We start from the raw sequence: 16,335 nt of genomic DNA on the forward strand, positions 1-16,335 counted from the left end.
AGAGCATGCGTTAAGGGGCGTGACTCGACCCGTGGTACGAGAACGCCGTGGCTCACCCCTCGGAGCCGGACGGTTCCTCGGCCTTGCGTGCCGCCATCTCCGCCTGCGCCCGCGCCTTGGCAGTCTGGCGCCCGGGCCTCCCACTGCGCGGGAACATTCGGCTTCCAACCGGATGCCTGGAAAGCAGAGCGACGGCCCAGGACCCGCTAGCGCCCCTCGGTCCCCGTGACTTCCCGCTTGGTCTGGCTCCCTGGGCCAGTGGGCCGTTCGCCTATCGGTCAGAAGGGAGGTTCGAGATCACCGCGGCCATCGCTGTGTGGCCCGCAGTCCCACGCCTCCTCCGGAATGGGTTCGATGCCGGTGATGTCGTGGCCCCATGCTTCGAGGGCCTTCAAGGCAACGCGCCGGTTGGGGTCGTCGCTGCTGGTGTCCAGGATGCGGCGCGCGTGCACGGCGAGGTGATCGCGGCGCTGGGCAAGCGCGGGGTGTTCGGCGAGGATGAGCGCTGCGAGGCCGGCGGCTTCGCGCACGTCCTCGTGACCGTCCTGCAGGAAGGGCGCGACGGCTCGATAAAGCATCGGGCGCAGGTCCCGAAAGGCCGCCAGGGTGGTGTCGTGGGTGAGGAAGCCAGGGAAGTACCGCTCGGTGCGGTCGACTATCTCGTCGGAGGCGTCGTAGGCAGTGGAAACCAACCAGTTCAACAATGTCGCGCGAATGGGGACGTTGCGATAGGGCCGGAGGGTCATGGCCGCCGGGTGGGCGAGGATGCCGGCGACATACATGGCGACGGGGGCGGTGGCTTCGTAGATGCCGTTCTGGTGGCCGACCAGCTCACGCAGTTCCGACAAAGCGGTGACCTGCACCTTGGGATCCGGCTCCAGCAACCGTGCCAGGACTTCGGGAAGGCACTCACCGTTCCCGAAAGCCGTCTGGAGCGAACCCCAATCAGTCTCCGCCAGGACTACCTGGTAGGGCGGCAAGTCAGGCTCTCGGGGTGCCCCGGCCTTGGCGCTGCTGTGGTTCACAGGCCAAACCTAGACCAGACTTCTGACACGATTCCCGTCCGGGCCAGTTGGAAGCCGCTGTCCTTCCGAGAGTGACGGGAGCGTTTGCGCTGGTCAGGCGTAGGGTGCAGTGGAGGTGCCGGGATGCCCTCGCCAGGACCTCCCGGTGTGCAGAGCCGGGCCGTCGATCCGGCGGGTTCACGAAGACGTCGGACGCATGTCACGCGTGCAGCCGGCCCCCACACCGCTTCTTGACCCAACCGGCCCTCCGGAGTCCCATGGCAGCCCTACGACACCAGCTGACGAAGCACGGCGACTCCGGCGTCGTACGCCCCTTGCCCGATGACCTTGGGAACGAGGGCCGTCCGACGAGATCAGGAGCGGCGGTCTCCCCTGGCGGGCCTCTCCGGCGGTGTACCGAGCCGCGCCACCGCCTCGCCGCCCGCGCACAGGTCGAGGAGCGTGGCGACCAGCGTGTCCCGGGCCAGCGGGAGCTTGTACGCGTTGGCACGGACCGCGCGGGCCTCGGCGAGTTCCGCGCGCGCGGCGGCCGCGAAGCGGTCCGCGGTGGCTGGTGCGCCACGGAGGACGGCCTCCGCCCGGTGCGCGCGCCACGGCTTGGTGGCGAGTCCGCCGAACGCGATACGGGTGTCCTTGATCCGGACGCCGTCCAGTTCGACCGCCACGGCGACCGAGACCAGGGCGAAGGCGAACGAGGCCCGGTCGCCGACCTTGCGGTACCGGGAGCGGGCGGCCGGCGGGAGCGGGGGCAACTCCACCGCGGTGATGAGGTCTCCGTGGTCGAGGACCGTGTCGCGCTCCGGGTGGTTCCCGGGCAGTCGGTGCAGGGCGGTGACGGGGATCCGTCGGTCCCCCGTGCGGCGGCCCCGTACGCACACCACGGCGTCCGCGGCGCAGAGCGCGACCGCCAGATCGGACGGGTGCACGGCCGCACACGCCGGCGACGCACCGAGCACGGCGCACTGCTCGGTGCGGCTCTCCACGGCCGCGCAGCCGGAGCCGGGTTCCCGTTTGTTGCACGGGGTGTCAGGGTCCTGGAAGTAGCGGCACCGCGTGCGCTGTAGGAGATTGCCCGCCAGGGTGGCCATGTTGCGCAGTTGGGGCGAGGCACCGGCCAGGAGCGCCTGGGAGATGACCGGGTAGTGCCTGCGCACCACGGGGTGGGTGGCGAGATCGGCGTTGCGGACGTTCGCGCCGATGCGCAGGCCGCCGCCCGGGAGCGCCTCGACCTCGTTCAGGGGCAGTCCGGTGACGTCCACCAGCAGAGTCGGCTCGGAAATCCCCAGCTTGAGGTGGTCCAGGACGTTGGTGCCGCTGGCCACGTACACGGCCCCGGGGTTGTCGGCGACCAGAGCGACGGCCTGCCGGGTGGTGGCGGGGCGCTCGTAGGAGAACGGCTTCACGGCCCGTCGCCCTTCTCCGCCTCCACCAGGCTGCGTACGGCAAGCGGGAGGTTCCGGATACGAAGCCCCGTCGCGTGGTGGACTGCGTTGGCGATGGCCGCGGCCGTTCCGACGATGCCGATCTCGCCGACGCCCTTGGCTCCCATGGGGCTCGTACGGAAGTCGTCCCCTTCGATCCAGAGGGCCTCGACCGCGGGAACGTCGGCGAACGTCGCGACGCGGTAGCCGGCGAGGTCCCGGGTGTGGAAATGCCCGTACACCGGATCGACGATCCCCTCTTCGCACAGGGCCATCGAGATGCCCATGACCATGCCCCCCAGCAGTTGCGACCGCGCGGTCACCGGGTTGATCACCCGGCCCACGTCGAAGACGCCGAGCATCCGCGACACCCGTACCTCCCTGGTGGCCGTGTCCACGGTCACCTCGGCGAATTGCGCGCCGAACGCGTGCTGGGAGTGGGTGCGCGGGTGGGCGAGTTCCTCGAGGGTGTCGGCGCAGGCCTCCAGACCGTCGGCCGGCACTCGGCCACCATGCCGCCCGATCTCGGTCCGCAGGGCTTCGCAGGCACGCACCACGGCCGTCCCCCACGAGGTCGTTCCGCTGGATCGTCCCGCCCAACTCGCGGCCGGATACGCGCTGTCGCCCACCTCCACGGTGACGCGGTCCAGGCAGGCCCCGAGGGTGTCGGCGGCGATCTGAGCCAGGGCCGTGCGCGCACCGGTGCCGATGTCCGCGGCGGCGATGCGTACGGTGAAGTGGCCCCGGCCGTCGGTACGCGCGCTCGCCCGGGAGGCGAACCGGTACTGCGGAATGGTCGACGTCGCGACGCCGAGCCCCACGAGCCGCCGCCCGTCGCCGCGCTCCGCGCGCAGGCGGTCGCGCTCGGCCCAGCCGAAACGATCCGCCCCCAGCCGCAGGCAGGCGGCGAGTTCGCGGGTGCTGAAGGGCAGGCCGCTGTGCGGATCGTGCGCCGTGTCGTTGCGCAGCCGCAGTTCGACCGGGTCCACTCCGCAGGCCGCGGCGAGTTCGTCCATGGCCGACTCCAGGGCGAACATTCCGGGGCATTCCCCGGGCGCGCGCATCCACGTCGGGGACGGGACGTGCAGCCGTGACCGCCAATGCCGGGTCTCGCGGTTCGGCGCCGCGTACATGGTGCGGGTGGGTGCGGCCGCGTATTCGGTGTGGTCACCGGTCAAGGACGTCTGCTCGAACGAGACGTGCGAGATGGCCACGAGCCGTCCGTCGGTCCCGGCGCCGAGCCGGATGCGCTGGACGGTCGGCGTCCGGTAGCCGGCGACGACGCTGAGCTGCTCGCGGGTGAGGGCGGTCTTGACCGGCCGGCCGACGACGAGCGCCGCTACGGCGGCGAGCACGAGCTGGGCCTTCGGCGCGGCTTTGGAACCGAAGCCTCCGCCCACGTGGCGGGCGATGACGCGTACTTGGTCGGGGCTGACACCGAAGAGGTGCGCCAGGATGTCACGCGTCCCCGACGGCCCTTGCGTGGTGTCGTGGACGGTCAGCCGGCCGTCGTGCCAGTACGCGACCGTCCCGTGCGGTTCCAGCGCATGGTGGTGGTAGAGGGGTGTGGTGTACGTGGCATCGATCCGCACCGGCGCGTGCGACAGGGCGGCTTCCACGTCTCCGTGCGAGCAGTCGGTCGGGAAGTGGGGCCCGTGGTCCGGGGACCGGTGCGGTCGGCCGTCGGTGGGGTCGAGTTCGACCCGGTGCGGGGCGGCCGCGTAGTCGACCTGCACCTCCCGTGCCGCTTCGCGGGCGAGCTGCGGGGACTCCGCGACGACCGCGGCGACGAACTGGCCGCGGTGGGTGACCGAAGGGGACTGGAAGACGGCGAGGTCGGGATCGCCGGTGTGGTGCAGCCGCGGGCAGTCACCGTTGTGGATCACGGCGAGTACGCCACGCCGTGCGAGGGCGTGGGCGGGGTGGACCGCCGTGACCCGCCCGTAGGTGATCCTGGCCGGAACCACGGCGACGTATGCGAGCCGCGGCAGGGTCACGTCGCCGGTGTACCGGGCGCTGCCGGTGACCTTCTCGCCCGCTTCGCGCCGGGGAACGGACGCGCCGATGGAGGCGGCTCCGGGCACGGGCCCGGAGTCGAAGCCGGAGCTGGAGCCGGAGCCGGAGCCGGAGGCGGACGGCTGCTCCAGGACCGCGGCACCCGCGCGCGTCATGTGACCACGTCCATGATCGCTGCCACGATGTTGCGATAGGCGCCGCAACGGCACAGGTTTCCGCTCATGCGCTCGCGGATCTCCGTTTCCGTCAGAACGGGGGCGTCCGGCGCCGGGGGAACCCCGGCCCGGGAGACTTCATCGAGCATTCCGAGCGCGGAGCACAGTTGTCCGGGTGTGCAGAAGCCGCACTGGAAGGCGTCACGGGCGACGAACGCCTCCTGCAGCGGATGGAGTTCCGTCCCGCTCACGCCGCCCAGGCCCTCCACGGTCACGACGCTCGCGCCCGCGCGGGCCACGGCGACGGCGAGGGTCAGGCAGGCGTAGACGCGCCGGCCGTCGACCAGCACGGTGCAGCATCCGCAATGGCCACGGTCGCAGCCCGCCTTGGCGCCGGTCAGACCGAGACCATCACGCAGCAGGTCGAGCAAGGACATTCGGGTGTCGACCGTGAGACGACGACCTTCTCCATTGACGTGGAGCGTGATGTCTTCCATATCCAGATCTCCCGCCGGCGGTCGCGGCAGACGCTAGTCCCGCCGACTGGCCGCCCGGTGACAGGGCGCGTGGACGGGGGCCGGATGGGGGCCGGATGGGGGCCGGATGGGGGCCGGACGGCGGAACCGCGCACCCGAACGGCCTTGGGCGCGGCCGCCAACCTGCGGTCGGTCTCCTCGCGCCCCGCTCACGAGGGCATCGCCGGGACCCCGACGTGTTAGCGTGCGGCGCATGATCAGGCATCGCCGCTGGTGGGTCCTGGGCGTGATGACCTGCGCTTCGTCGATGATCGCCATCGATGCCCTGGTGGTGCTGGTCGCCCTTCCGACCATCCAGCGGAACCTGGACGCCTCGCCCACCGGAATGCAGTGGATCATCACCGCGTATCTGCTCAGTTTCGCCGGAATGAGCGCGATCGGCGGACGCATCGGTGACGTCCTCGGGCACGGGCGTGCGTTCCGCTACGGCACGCTGCTCTTCGTCGCGGCCTCGCTCGCGGCCGGTCTGGCCCAGTCCGCGGCCTGGCTCATCGCCGCGCGCGCGGCCCAGGGAGCCGGTGCGGCGCTGCTGCGGCCCGCCTCGCAGGTGATCATCGTCAAGGAGTTCGGCCCGGGCGAACGGGGCCAGGCCATGGGCATCTCGTCCAGCGTCTCCACCCTCTTCTACGGCATGGCTCCCCTGATCGGCGGAGTACTGACGACGGCGCTCTCCTGGCGTGCGATCTTCTTCGTCAACCCGCCCCTGGGCATCGCCGCGGTGGCCCTCGCGCGCTTGCTGCTCACGGACGAGCCGCCGCGGCGCGAGCCGGTCGACTGGGCGAGCGCGCCTCTGCTGATCGGGGGTCTGGTGTGCGTGGTCCTGGCGCTGACGCAGGCGCGGCACTGGGGGTGGAACTCGGCCGCCGTCATCTCGCTGCTCGTCGCGGGTGCGGTGCTCCTGACGCTCCTGGTGGTACGCGGCCGGCGCGTCCCCGACCCGCTGATCCACTTCGAGGCGTTCAGGGACAGGGAATTCGCCGTGGGCACGGCGGTCGTCTCGGCGGTACGTTTCGCCTTCGTGGGATTCGCGGTGTTCGGGGTCGTCTGGCTGCAGGACGTCGTCGGGCTGTCGCCCTTCGAGGCGGGCCTCGCCGTGGTACCGCTCACCCTTCCCACGATGGTGTGCGCGCCTCTCGGCGGACGGCTGTACGACCGCTTGGGGCCGCGTGTTCCCCTCGGCATCGGCATGGGCCTGTCCGTGGCGGCCCTCCTGTGTACGGCGGTGTCACTGCACCTGCAGAACTACGCCTGGCTGCTGGTCTTCTACTGCGCGACGGGGGTCGGAATGGGCCTCTGCGTCAGTCCGGCCTGGATGACCGCGCTGCACGGCACGACCCCGCGGATGCGGGGGCACGCGGCCGGGGTGACGCAGACCGCCCGGGAGATCAGCGCGGCCTTGGGACTGGCGGTGATGGGCGCGGTCGTCTCGCACGTACAGGCCGCACGGCTGGGAGGGGTCCTGCGGCGGGACGCCCGTACGCCTTCCGAAGGCTTCGACCAGGTCGAGCGGTCCATCGGGAAGGCGGTGACCGCAGCGCAGGAAGGCTCGCGGCTGCCGGCGGGGCTCCCCGGCGACTTGATCCCGGCGCTCAAGGCCGCGGTGACGACCGCGGTCTCGGCGGCGTTCTACGTGGGTGCGGCGGTGCTGCTCGTGGCGACCCTGGCGGTCTTCACCCTGCCCGGCAAGGCCGAGTTCGCGGAGTCGGAGTCCGAAACGGAGACGGAGAAGGAGAGGGAGACGGGAAAAGACAGAGACACGGCCACGGGTAAAGACGAGGGACGCGACGATCCGACATGAGCGGGCTGCGCGCCGCCCGCGGCGCAGCCACCGAGGGCTGTCCGAGATCGTCCCGCACCCGGACGTCGCGGTACCGGTCGGTCCTTGCCACGCAGCCACCATCGACACCGTCATCCCGGGCAGGCCGATGCGGTGACAGTTCATCCTCCGCCGGCGGGTGTCCGCTGCTGGTGGTGCAGCCAGGCGGTCAGGGCTGCCTGGAGCTCGGCGACTTCGCGTGGGGTGAGCGTCTCGCCAACGGTGCCGACGTGCAGGCGTACGCCCGAGGTCGTGACCGTCCACCTCACGCCGCGCCCCGGCCGGGAGGCCATGGTCCGGCCCTCGCCCAGGACGCGCAGGGCGTTTCGGACTTGCGGAGGTACGCCGACCGTCTTGGGTGGGAAGGGGGTACGGGGCCGGGGCATGAGCCCGACCGCCGTGTAGAAAGCGGTGAGGGCGTCTTCGAGGGATCCGGGGCCGGCTGGGGCGGCGCCGGTGAAGTCTTCGATGAGTTCCGGGTGCGGGCGCGGGGCGTTAGGGCCGTACGGCCGCTCGTGCAACGGGTGCTCGTCGACGTCCAGGCGCACGCAGGCGGGCGGGATCAGCTCTCGGGTGAACCCTCGGTCGAGCAGGGCGGCGTAGACCCTGCGCAGCTCGGCGGCCTGGCGCGGCACCGGATGCGGATCCGGGGCGATCGGCGCGTGCGGCTTGGCGGGCCTCGGCGCCATCCCGAGGAGTCCGGTGCTCTGATGCAGCACGCCGGCCTGGGTCAGCACCAGTGTCGCCTGCCGGCCCTTCGTATCCGAACCGAGCCGGAATCCCACCACCGTCGTACCCATTCCGCTGCCCTCCCGCGGCCGTCACCGTCATCGCCACGCTAGAGACAACCGCGACGCGGGGGGCGAGGATGGCAATGTTCCGCCGGGCGGAGTCCCGAGGTGATACGGCGGGGCCGGCTCGTCAGTACTGCCGACCGGCCCATCCGCCGACCACTGACATGCGTGCACCGCCTCTCAGCGCCCGGCCGGCGGTGACGTACCGGCGCCGTTCAGGCAGCGGTCGAGGAGTGCGCGCATGTGGGGAACGGGCAGGGACGGGTCGGCCGCGGCACCCTCTGCCGTGCGCGGGTCGACGAGGAGGGCCTCCAGGGCTTCCGGCGTCAGGCTCGGGTTGGCGGCGGCCGCACGGCGTACGGACTCGTCAGGGTCTTCGACCAGGGAGTCGGACAGCGTGGGGTCGGCTGCGGCCAGGGCACGTACCTCGGGGTCCGGGTGGCCGCTGAGGTGGGTCCGTCCGGTGCGGGGGAAGCCGGGCAGGGTCAGCAGGTGCGGGCGGTGGGGCCGGGCGGGTGACGAAGACGTCCAGGAGGAGGTGCGGCGGCGCCAGCGGATGGTGGCAGGCCAGCCGGATCCGTACTTCCTCGTCGTCGTCCTGCGCGAGTGCCCCGGCGAGTTCGGCGGGGCAGGCCGGGCCAACACGCCGCGACCCGGCGGAGCACGGGCTCCTCGGACACCGCGCAGGCCGCGAGCCAGTCGGGGGTGGGTTCGGTGGCCAGTTCGGTGATCGGGCAGGTGCAGTCCGGGCCGTGCCCGACGACCGCCTCGATCGCCGTGTACTCGGCCCAGGTACGGGGCAGGGGGTCGGGGTCGTCGAGCAGGGACTCGCGCTGTGCGGGGGTGAGCGACTGCCACCTCGAAGCGGCCCATGCACGAAGCTGCGGGTGCTCGCTGTTGCACGATCTCGCCCTCGGTGAGTACACCGTCCTCGCCCCCGTCCCGGGCGGTCGGCAAGGTGACGAGGATGTCGTCCGGCAAGGGCCGGATGACTCGGGGGCGTGGCCGGCGGGCGCCTGCGGCGAGCCGGCCCCGGACGATCCCCGACGGGTCCGTCGCCAGAGGGGCGAGCCGTGCGGGGTCGATGTGCAGGTTACCGGCAAGAGCGTGGCGGATCGCGGGTGAGGGATGGCGGAGGAAGCTGTCGATGACGTCGGCCGGCAGGTCGCGGTTTTCGCCCATCGACCGGCTCAGCCGGCCGACCGCGGGATCCATCAGGCGTATCAGCACGTCAGAGGGCGCTGCCGGATTGAAGGCGATGCCGCGCAACCACGGTTCACGGAGAGAGTCGGACCTCCTCATCCTGTCACCGCGCTTCCTTGAACCGTGCGCTGCGCCGCACCGGCTGCCACGGGCCGGCGAATGGCGATGTCAGTCGTGCGTCGCTTCCGCCTGTAGGGCCGACCGCCCGTCAGCCCCGTCGCCGTGGGGGCCGACGCCTCGCCGGCGAAGGCTCCGGCGCGGCGTCGGGTGAGGAGAACCCGCCCGGCACCGCGGCCCGCTGCATGGGCTGCGCCGCGCCGGCTGCCGCGGGCGCCGGAACGGCGGGCCTGCCCGTGGCCAGGATCGTGGTGTGCGGGATCTGCCTCGCGCATGCCTGGCACACTTCCGCCAACGTCCAGACCTGGCCGACGGCCGGGTTGTGGACCAGGACCAGCAATGTGGTCCCGGCACACTGCACGCGGGCCTCGTGGAGGGAGCACTGTGCGCTGCCGCAGGTGCACGCGGTATGGGGTCGGATGGTGGCGAGGCGCGCGTGCGCCTTGGCGTGGTCTGCGGCGAAGCGCCGCAGACTCGCGGTGTCCTTCGAGCGGGCCGGCATCCGGCACGCGGCGCTGCTGCAGGTGACGGACACGGTGTGATCGGTATGACCGGTGAGCCGGACCGTCCAGGTCCGCCCGGGCACACGCGATCCAGGCATGAGGGTCAAGTTGGTGTTCCCGACGTCGTGGTGCTGATACTTGGAGGCGTCTCTGCCCGGCTGGTGGAGGAGCCGAGTGCGCGCGAAGGCCTTGTCTGGGAGGCGGCGCGAAGCGAGCAGGAATGGGGCCCGTGGGAACGTGCTTGCCCGGGCGGTGCTGCCTGAGGCCTTTTTCGCATGTCCGGCGGGCTGTGTCAATGGCGGCCGACTGACGTTGCACGAACCGTGACCCCGCCGAGCCCCGTTCGAGCCCGATCGGCACATCGTCAGCAGGACAACCGGGAGCGGCGGGATGCCTGCTCAGATGCCGAGAGCTCGAACAATTTCCTTCACCAGGCGGTTGCCTCCGGGCCCGTACCACGAGGTGTACGACGACAGCTCGGTGACGGCAGAGCCCAACCATTCGGGATCGCCGAGGCTGTCCAGCGCCTTCGCAGCACTGAGCTGGTCGAACAGTGCCTGGAGGACGATGACGTGGCCGGCTGGGTACCGGCGTTCGTGATGGGTGTAGCGCGCGGACCAGCGTTCGTACGGATGGCGCAGATCGCCGTACAGGGAGCATCCGTCCGGACCCCAGCCGAGGTCCCTGAATGTGGAGGCGAAGCCGGCGGTGCGACTGGTCTGCCGGTTTCGATGGGCGGCGCTCACCCCCAGGCTCACGAATTGCCCCCACTTGACGGTGGCCAGGAGCGCCGTCTCTCCATGTCGACGGTGCTCCAAGCCTTCGGGCGTGAGCATGATGGACAGACTCGACTCCCGGGCCGGGTCCCCTAACACCCACCGGCCTCCGACCAGCTCCAGCGGCCCCAACTGCTGCGCCATACGGGCCCCCTCGTTGTGACGATCATCCCACGAGGAAAGTATGCGGCAGCGGGAAGGATTTGCGGGTGGGGCGTGTAAGCGACGGAGTGGGACAGCGTGGTGGCCGGGCCTGGACGGCTGCCCGGTCAGCGGACGTGCGCGGCGGCGTGCTGTCGCTCGCGCCGCCCTCAGATCCGGTTGCGGAGTTCCTCCTGGACATCGGTCAACAGTTTTACTTGATACCCATCCAGTGGGTACGGACTTCTGCTGATGGCGACCGGCCTCCAGGATGAGGGCGAGCAGAGGGGCGGCGCGTCCACCGCCCGGCGATGGGGCGGGAGTTGGTCCTCTCCCCCATCACCGGACGGCTGTCCGGCGCTGTCGCCCCGCCCGTCACCCGACCCCGAGGAAGTCGAGCCACCATGCGGTACCGCACCATCGGCCACACCACCGTCAGCGCCATAGGTCTGGGCGCCATGCCCCTGTCCATCGAGCACCGCCCCGACGAAGCGCGGGCCGTCGCCACGATCCACGCCGCTCTCGACGCCGGCGTCACGCTCATCGACACCGCCGACAGCTACCACTGGCACGCCGGCGAGGCAGGCCACAACGAGGAGCTGATCGCCCGCGCCCTGGCCCGCTACGGCGGTGACACCTCGAACGTCCTGGTGGCCACCAAGGGCGGCCGCGGCCGCCCCGGCGACGGCAGTTGGACCGTCACCGCCACGCCCGCACACCTCAAGCACGCTGCCGAGGCATCCGCCAAGCGCCTCGGTGTCGACGCCATCGGCCTCTACCAGCTGCACAAGCCGGACCCGACCGTGCCCTGGGCCGAGTCCGTCGGAGCGCTGCGCGGGCTGCTCGACGCGGGTACGATCCGCGCCGCGGGCATCTCGAACGTCACGTGCGACCAGATCCGCGAGGCGCATCAGATCCTCGGCGACGGACTCGTCTCCGTGCAGAACCAGTACTCGCCCGTCGTGCGCGACAGCGAGCCCGAGCTGCGCCTGAGCGCGCAGTTGGGACTGGCCTTCCTGCCCTGGAGCCCGCTCGGCGGCATCTCGCGCAGCTCCCTCGACGGCCCTTCCGGTCCCGCCTCCACCGGCCCCGCCTCCATCAGCGCCGCCTTTCACCGCATCGCGGCCGAGCGCGGCGTCAGCCCTCAACAGGTCACCTTGGCCTGGCTGCTCGCCCGCTCCCCCGCCGTGATCCCGGTACCGGGGGCCAGCCGTCCGGCCTCCGTCACGGACTCGGCCGGGGCTACGGAGCTCACGCTGAGCGCCGGGGAGCTGGCGCGGCTGGAGGCGTGAACGGATCCGTGGCCGATCGAGGGGTCCGGTGCGCCCCGGGACCTCGTCGGCAGCAGCCGTGGACGCCTTGCCAGGCACCACGGAACTCAAGCAGTCCCTGCGGTCGATCGGCGCCGCACTCCTCGACCGGGCCAGGAAGGCCGGAGCGGTCCGCCCGACCTGACCTCCGGTGACCTGGTCCCGCTCACGTGCGGGATCGCCCACGCCGTGGACGTCCACAACGGCACCCCCGCCGACGCGATCGCCACCGCCCACCGCTACATGGCGGCACTCCTCGAAGGCCTGCGCACCACGCCACCGGAGGCATGGGCAACGCCCGGTGAACCGATGGACCAACAAGGCCGCCCCTACGTCCCACCGCCGAAGAAACCCGACTTGAGGTCCCCGATCACGGCATCGATCGGATGGCCACTCACGATGAAGGGTCCACTCCAGGGCGCGCTGAGCGCGAAGAGCAACGCCAGGCTCAGCCCGACCACACTCGCAACACCCACGATGAGCAGCGACGTGCGCAGGCTGCTGCGGAAGATCAGTGCGCCGGCATTCACGATCAAGGCGAGTCCGCTGGCCACCAGCGTGACGACGTAGAGCGTGGGAACGTCACGTGAGGCGGCCGCGACGCGGGCGCGACGGCCACTGGTGACACTGTCCAGCGAAACAAGCAACTCCGTGCTCGCCGGGGAGCCCAGCTCGGGCCGAGCCGCCTCCGCGCGCACGCTCCGCTCCAGTCGCGCGATCGCCCGCGCGGTGGCCGCGTCGTCAGCGGACGCGGCGGACGTGCCCTCCCATTCCCTGGCACGCGTGGTCCGCAGGTAGTCCTGCAGCGCCGCATGGATGGGCTCCGACCTGACTCGCGGGCTCGTCGCAGCCCAGGCCAGGCGGGAGGCCGCGGCCGCCTCGTCACTCACCAGCCCCTCCGCTGCGCGCAGGTATCCGGCCTCGCTGGCCAGTGAGAGTGCTGCGAAGATCGCGAAGGCAGCCCCGAGCGTGGGCATCAGGGGCATGGCGATCTGCGGCACCCGGTCCTGTTCCCCGACCGGTACGAGCGACCGGACGCCGACCCGCGCCACGGCCGCGACCATCAGGGCCAGAAGGAGCCAGCCCACAACCAGCACCACCGCCGGCAGCGAGGTAAACCAGTCCACCACATCACCCACAGTGCGTTTCCAGGAGCCTCACACGGCCGCGACCCATCCGCTCCGCGGCCGGCCTGGAGCTCCTCGTCGATCACCTGCAACCAAGGGGCATGATCACAGGCTGAAGACCTTTCATGCCCACGACGCCCGGCACCACCGCCCGCTTCGTCGGCTGAACAGCCCAATACGGGCCGGTACGGAGCGGTCGGGGCCGGGCCGGGCCGGGCCAGGTCGGGCCTTCAAGTCGTCGAGGTCACACCCGGATACTTCCTCGGCCTCCGCGCACGTCAACGGCCGCGGGGGCCGTCCACTGTCACCCCACGACCGGCTCGATGCGCTCCGACGCGATCCCGGGCCAGTTCCCGCCGAAGGCGCGTCGTCCTGCTCGGCATCGCCGGGGCCGTCATCATCGCCACCACGTCCACCCTCCCGCCCGGGCGTCCAGTGAGACCGGGTGTCGCGTCGTTCACGACAGAGCGACCGAGGCCCACACCGCAGCACGTTCACGGAGGAGCACGTTCACGGAGCAGTCACCCTGCCCAGCGACGCCCCGAACGCCCCTGGCGTCAGGGCGGCCGGAGCCGGAGGGGCCGTTCCTCGTCCGTGTCGGATGGGGCCAGTACATGTACGTCTGTACCGCCGAACTGGGCTTGTTCGCCGAGAGGATCACCGAATCCCCGTTCCGGGCGGAGGAGGACGAGGAGCCGGGCGAGCAGTGCCCGGCCGACCAGGCCTTCCGGGCCCGACCGGCGCAGGGGGGCGCCGACCGGCAGGTCGGGCTCCTGGAGGAGCACTACGTCCACACTCCGGCCCGCTGGGACATCGCGCACGATGCCCAGCGCTTGGCCGCCGCCGAGGAGCGCTTCAGCCGGCGAGTCGAGCGGCGCGGTCGGCGGGTGCGGTCGAGAGCGGCTGCCAGGTAGCGGGCACGTCGCGCATGACCAGGGCGCAGTCCAGGACCGCGCTGCCCGGCGGGAAACGGTCCGGGTCGTCGAAGAAGGACGACGCGGCGGAGCGGACCCGGCCCGCTTCCACGTGCCAGGCATCGGTGTGGAGTTCCATGCCGTCCAGGTCAGGGCCGGAGCTTTTGGGCGAGTAGCCCTTGGCCCCCTCCTGAAAGAAACGGGAAGCCTCGGCGAGATCGGCGAAGAGCTCACTGCCCCGCAACTCGTCGGCCAGTTCGACGGTGACGTCAACCTGGGTGTCACCGTCGCGTGTCGCGAAGGCGACACGGACCTCGTCGGGCGTCTCGTGCACCTCGAAGTCGGCGCGGCCGTGCTCGCCGGGGAATACGCGGCCACCGGCCCAGACGTTGAGCAGCGAGGCGGTGTCGCGACGCGGGATGTAGACGCCGGTCTCGACGCCGTCCGGTCCGTCCCATTCGACGGCGATCCGGTGGGCCGCGTTCTCGCTGCGGAGCCCGAGCGCCTCGGGCGCCCAGGTCGGCCGGACACTTCCCAGTCGCAGGAGGCAGATGCCCGCGACGGCATGGCCGTTCACCAGTTGGGGGCGCAGTGGTGCGGGGAGCAGGCGCGCCGCGGCGTCCGGTGCGACCCGGTAGTTCACCAGGAGCCGTCGTTCGACGACGCTGGACATGCGTGGTTGTCTCATGACCCCTCACTCGGCGCCCCGGGGCGCCATTTGGTGTGCCGCAGGACGATCTGCTCGGGGCAGACGGCGCTGAGGAACCTGCCGATGCTGGTGGCCAGGCGTTCCTCGGCCAGGGTGTAGAGGATCCGGTTGCCGTCCCGGCGCTCAGTGACCAGTCCGGCTCCCTTGAGTACGCCGAGATGCCGTGAGATGGAGGGCCCGCTGATCGCGAACCTGCTCGCGATCTCCCCCGCTGCGAGTTCGCCGCCTCTGAGGTCTTCGAGGATCTGGCGCCTCGTCGGATCGGCGAGGGCGCGGAAGACCCCTGCCTCGTCCTGGCTTTCTGTCATGGTAGATATTTAGCACATTAGCTAAACATCTACCAAGGGGCGTGAGGCGTACGCCCTCGGCCTCGGCCTCGGCCAGGAAACGAATCTGGCGGCAGTGTCGGCCCGTTCGAATCGTTCCAAGGCGAACCAGGGCCCGTCGGAACGCCCACCGCCGTTGCCGGATGCGCTGTGCCCGTTCTGCGCGGAGTGGACTGCGGCGAAGCCGCGCTGGGGCCTGGCGGTGAACGAGGCGGAGCGGGACCGGCTGCCGGCACATCGCCGGGCTACGGGCGTCGCGATGCGCCTCATCGGACCTGCTCCTCACCACAGTGGCGCGGCGACGACCGTGGGCCCCCGCCCGTCCCGCCTGCCGGCCCGGCGTCCGCCGAACTGGCAGGTCGGCCGGCTCGTCTGGTGCCTACACATCGCGCGTCGCCCTCGTCAGCGTGAACGCCGGTCGGACTGGTTCCGGGTCGGGGGGTGGCGTGTCCATCGGCCGCCCCTCATCGAGGAAGTGTGGGTCATGCTGAGCCGCGCCCGCGGTCACGGGTGGGGATGACAGTTCGGCTGCGGCGCCGCCGTGAGCCGGATGAAAACCTGCGCGTCGGACACGGCCGCGCCGCCGGGATCGTTGTTGAAGTACGCGAAGACGTCCGCGTCGCAGGGCCAGGAGTCGGCGATACGTTCCGCCCAGCTGCGCAAGGCGGTCCGGCCGTAATGCGGCCAGGGGTGGGCGCGACCCTCGTGGAAGCGGACGTAACCCCAGTCGGCGGTGCGCCAGAGCGGGGTCACGGGCCGCGATCCCCGGTCCGCCCAGCACAGGGCCGCGCCTCGTTCGGTCAGCACCGAGCGCACCTCCGCAGTCCACCAGGATTCGTGCCGGGGCTCGACGGCGACACGGACACCCGCCGGGAAGCAGGCGAGGCAACGTTCGAGGGCCTCCGGGTCGCCGCGCAACGTGGGCGGGAGTTGCAGCAGGACCGGGCCGAGCCGGTCCGTGAGGGAGGCGGCGTGCGCCATGAGCCTGTGGACCGGTTCGGCCGGGTCGCGCAGCCGCTTGATGTGGGTGAGGAACCGGCTCGCTTTCACGGCCATCAGGAAGCCTGGCGGAGTGCGCTCGCGCCATTGGGCGAACGTTTCCGGCGACGGCAGGCGGTAGAAGGCGTTGTTGCTCTCCACGGTCCGGAAATGCCGCGCGTACTCCTCCAGCCACAGCCGCTGCGGCAGGTCCGGCGGGTAGAAGACTCCCGACCAGTCGCGGTACTGCCACCCGGAGGTGCCGACGATCACGGCCATACCGTGCGCATGCCCGTGGGCTGCCCGTCCACACCCCCAGGACCCGCCGGTGACTCCGGTTCGCGGGGCCTGTCCGGGGGCGTCCGGGGCTCGTACGCGAAAGACGCCCGGCAGGGAATCCCTGCCGGGCGTCTTCGCGCGTGCACCGCGTGTGCTGCCGGTGGTGCCGGCGGCTTAGTACCAGTGGTT

Annotated in this window: 15 protein-coding genes; 4 read left to right on the top strand and 11 right to left on the bottom strand. The window is 71.4% G+C overall.

The features are described 5' to 3' along the window. Positions 1–278: 278 nt before the first annotated feature. From ACIQ5Y_RS38515 to ACIQ5Y_RS38530, 4 genes are all read right to left on the bottom strand, one after another. Positions 279–1,025 carry a hypothetical protein gene (locus ACIQ5Y_RS38515; RefSeq protein WP_403891764.1) on the bottom strand — a complete coding sequence of 249 codons (747 nt, stop codon included), beginning with the start codon at positions 1,023–1,025 and terminating at the stop codon, positions 279–281. 353 nt (positions 1,026–1,378) lie between these two features. After that, on the bottom strand, positions 1,379–2,428 hold the full coding sequence (locus tag ACIQ5Y_RS38520) for an FAD binding domain-containing protein (protein WP_403891767.1): 1,050 nt from the start codon (positions 2,426–2,428) through the stop codon (positions 1,379–1,381). Further along, on the bottom strand, positions 2,425–4,617 hold the full coding sequence (locus ACIQ5Y_RS38525; RefSeq protein ID WP_403891770.1) for a xanthine dehydrogenase family protein molybdopterin-binding subunit: 2,193 nt from the start codon (positions 4,615–4,617) through the stop codon (positions 2,425–2,427). The genes ACIQ5Y_RS38520 and ACIQ5Y_RS38525 overlap by 4 nt, the downstream gene beginning before the upstream one ends. Further along, entirely contained in the window at positions 4,614–5,114 is a 501-nt protein-coding gene (locus ACIQ5Y_RS38530; protein WP_403891773.1) for a (2Fe-2S)-binding protein, read from the bottom strand. The genes ACIQ5Y_RS38525 and ACIQ5Y_RS38530 overlap by 4 nt, the downstream gene beginning before the upstream one ends. A 232-nt stretch (positions 5,115–5,346) precedes the next feature. Here ACIQ5Y_RS38530 and ACIQ5Y_RS38535 point away from each other — a divergent pair, with 232 nt between their 5' ends. Further along, positions 5,347–6,951 carry an MFS transporter gene (locus tag ACIQ5Y_RS38535; protein ID WP_403891776.1) on the top strand — a complete coding sequence of 535 codons (1,605 nt, stop codon included), beginning with the start codon at positions 5,347–5,349 and terminating at the stop codon, positions 6,949–6,951. 140 nt (positions 6,952–7,091) lie between these two features. Here the strand turns inward: ACIQ5Y_RS38535 and ACIQ5Y_RS38540 are convergent, their stop codons facing one another. Both ACIQ5Y_RS38540 and ACIQ5Y_RS38545 read right to left on the bottom strand, forming a co-directional pair. After that, positions 7,092–7,769 (bottom strand): hypothetical protein, encoded by a 678-nt coding sequence (locus ACIQ5Y_RS38540; RefSeq protein ID WP_403891778.1) that lies wholly within the window; start codon positions 7,767–7,769, stop codon positions 7,092–7,094. A 174-nt stretch (positions 7,770–7,943) separates the two neighbouring features. Continuing rightward, on the bottom strand, positions 7,944–8,408 hold the full coding sequence (locus tag ACIQ5Y_RS38545; protein WP_403891781.1) for a hypothetical protein: 465 nt from the start codon (positions 8,406–8,408) through the stop codon (positions 7,944–7,946). A gap of 911 nt (positions 8,409–9,319) precedes the next feature. Here ACIQ5Y_RS38545 and ACIQ5Y_RS38550 point away from each other — a divergent pair. Beyond that, positions 9,320–9,625 (top strand): hypothetical protein, encoded by a 306-nt coding sequence (locus ACIQ5Y_RS38550; RefSeq protein ID WP_403891784.1) that lies wholly within the window; start codon positions 9,320–9,322, stop codon positions 9,623–9,625. A 359-nt stretch (positions 9,626–9,984) separates the two neighbouring features. Here ACIQ5Y_RS38550 and ACIQ5Y_RS38555 read toward each other — a convergent pair whose 3' ends face one another. Beyond that, positions 9,985–10,506 (bottom strand): hypothetical protein, encoded by a 522-nt coding sequence (locus ACIQ5Y_RS38555; RefSeq protein WP_403891786.1) that lies wholly within the window; start codon positions 10,504–10,506, stop codon positions 9,985–9,987. A gap of 401 nt (positions 10,507–10,907) precedes the next feature. Between ACIQ5Y_RS38555 and ACIQ5Y_RS38560 the strand changes: the two genes are divergently transcribed. Beyond that, on the top strand, positions 10,908–11,795 hold the full coding sequence (locus tag ACIQ5Y_RS38560; RefSeq protein WP_403891788.1) for an aldo/keto reductase: 888 nt from the start codon (positions 10,908–10,910) through the stop codon (positions 11,793–11,795). Positions 11,796–12,142: 347 nt separating this feature from the next. On the opposite strand, the gene ACIQ5Y_RS38565 is transcribed toward ACIQ5Y_RS38560, so the two are convergent. Further along, a complete protein-coding gene (locus ACIQ5Y_RS38565; protein ID WP_403891791.1) occupies positions 12,143–12,952 on the bottom strand; it encodes a hypothetical protein in 810 nt (269 codons plus the stop codon). A 602-nt stretch (positions 12,953–13,554) separates the two neighbouring features. Here ACIQ5Y_RS38565 and ACIQ5Y_RS38570 point away from each other — a divergent pair. Then, entirely contained in the window at positions 13,555–13,854 is a 300-nt protein-coding gene (locus ACIQ5Y_RS38570; protein WP_403891794.1) for a hypothetical protein, read from the top strand. Here ACIQ5Y_RS38570 and ACIQ5Y_RS38575 read toward each other — a convergent pair. The 3 genes from ACIQ5Y_RS38575 to ACIQ5Y_RS38585 form a co-directional block, all read right to left on the bottom strand. Continuing rightward, positions 13,796–14,542 carry a DUF2071 domain-containing protein gene (locus ACIQ5Y_RS38575; RefSeq protein WP_403891796.1) on the bottom strand — a complete coding sequence of 249 codons (747 nt, stop codon included), beginning with the start codon at positions 14,540–14,542 and terminating at the stop codon, positions 13,796–13,798. The two genes, ACIQ5Y_RS38570 and ACIQ5Y_RS38575, sit on opposite strands and share 59 nt — an antisense overlap. Further along, positions 14,539–14,871, bottom strand: coding sequence for a metalloregulator ArsR/SmtB family transcription factor (locus ACIQ5Y_RS38580; RefSeq protein ID WP_403891799.1), 333 nt, complete (start codon positions 14,869–14,871; stop codon positions 14,539–14,541). The genes ACIQ5Y_RS38575 and ACIQ5Y_RS38580 overlap by 4 nt, the downstream gene beginning before the upstream one ends. 522 nt (positions 14,872–15,393) lie before the next feature. Next, positions 15,394–16,146, bottom strand: coding sequence for a DUF72 domain-containing protein (locus ACIQ5Y_RS38585; protein ID WP_403891802.1), 753 nt, complete (start codon positions 16,144–16,146; stop codon positions 15,394–15,396). Between the last annotated feature and the right edge of the window lie 189 nt (positions 16,147–16,335).

The organism is Streptomyces sp. NPDC096339 (genome assembly GCF_044762985.1).
Classification (GTDB): Bacteria; Actinomycetota; Actinomycetes; order Streptomycetales; family Streptomycetaceae; genus Streptomyces.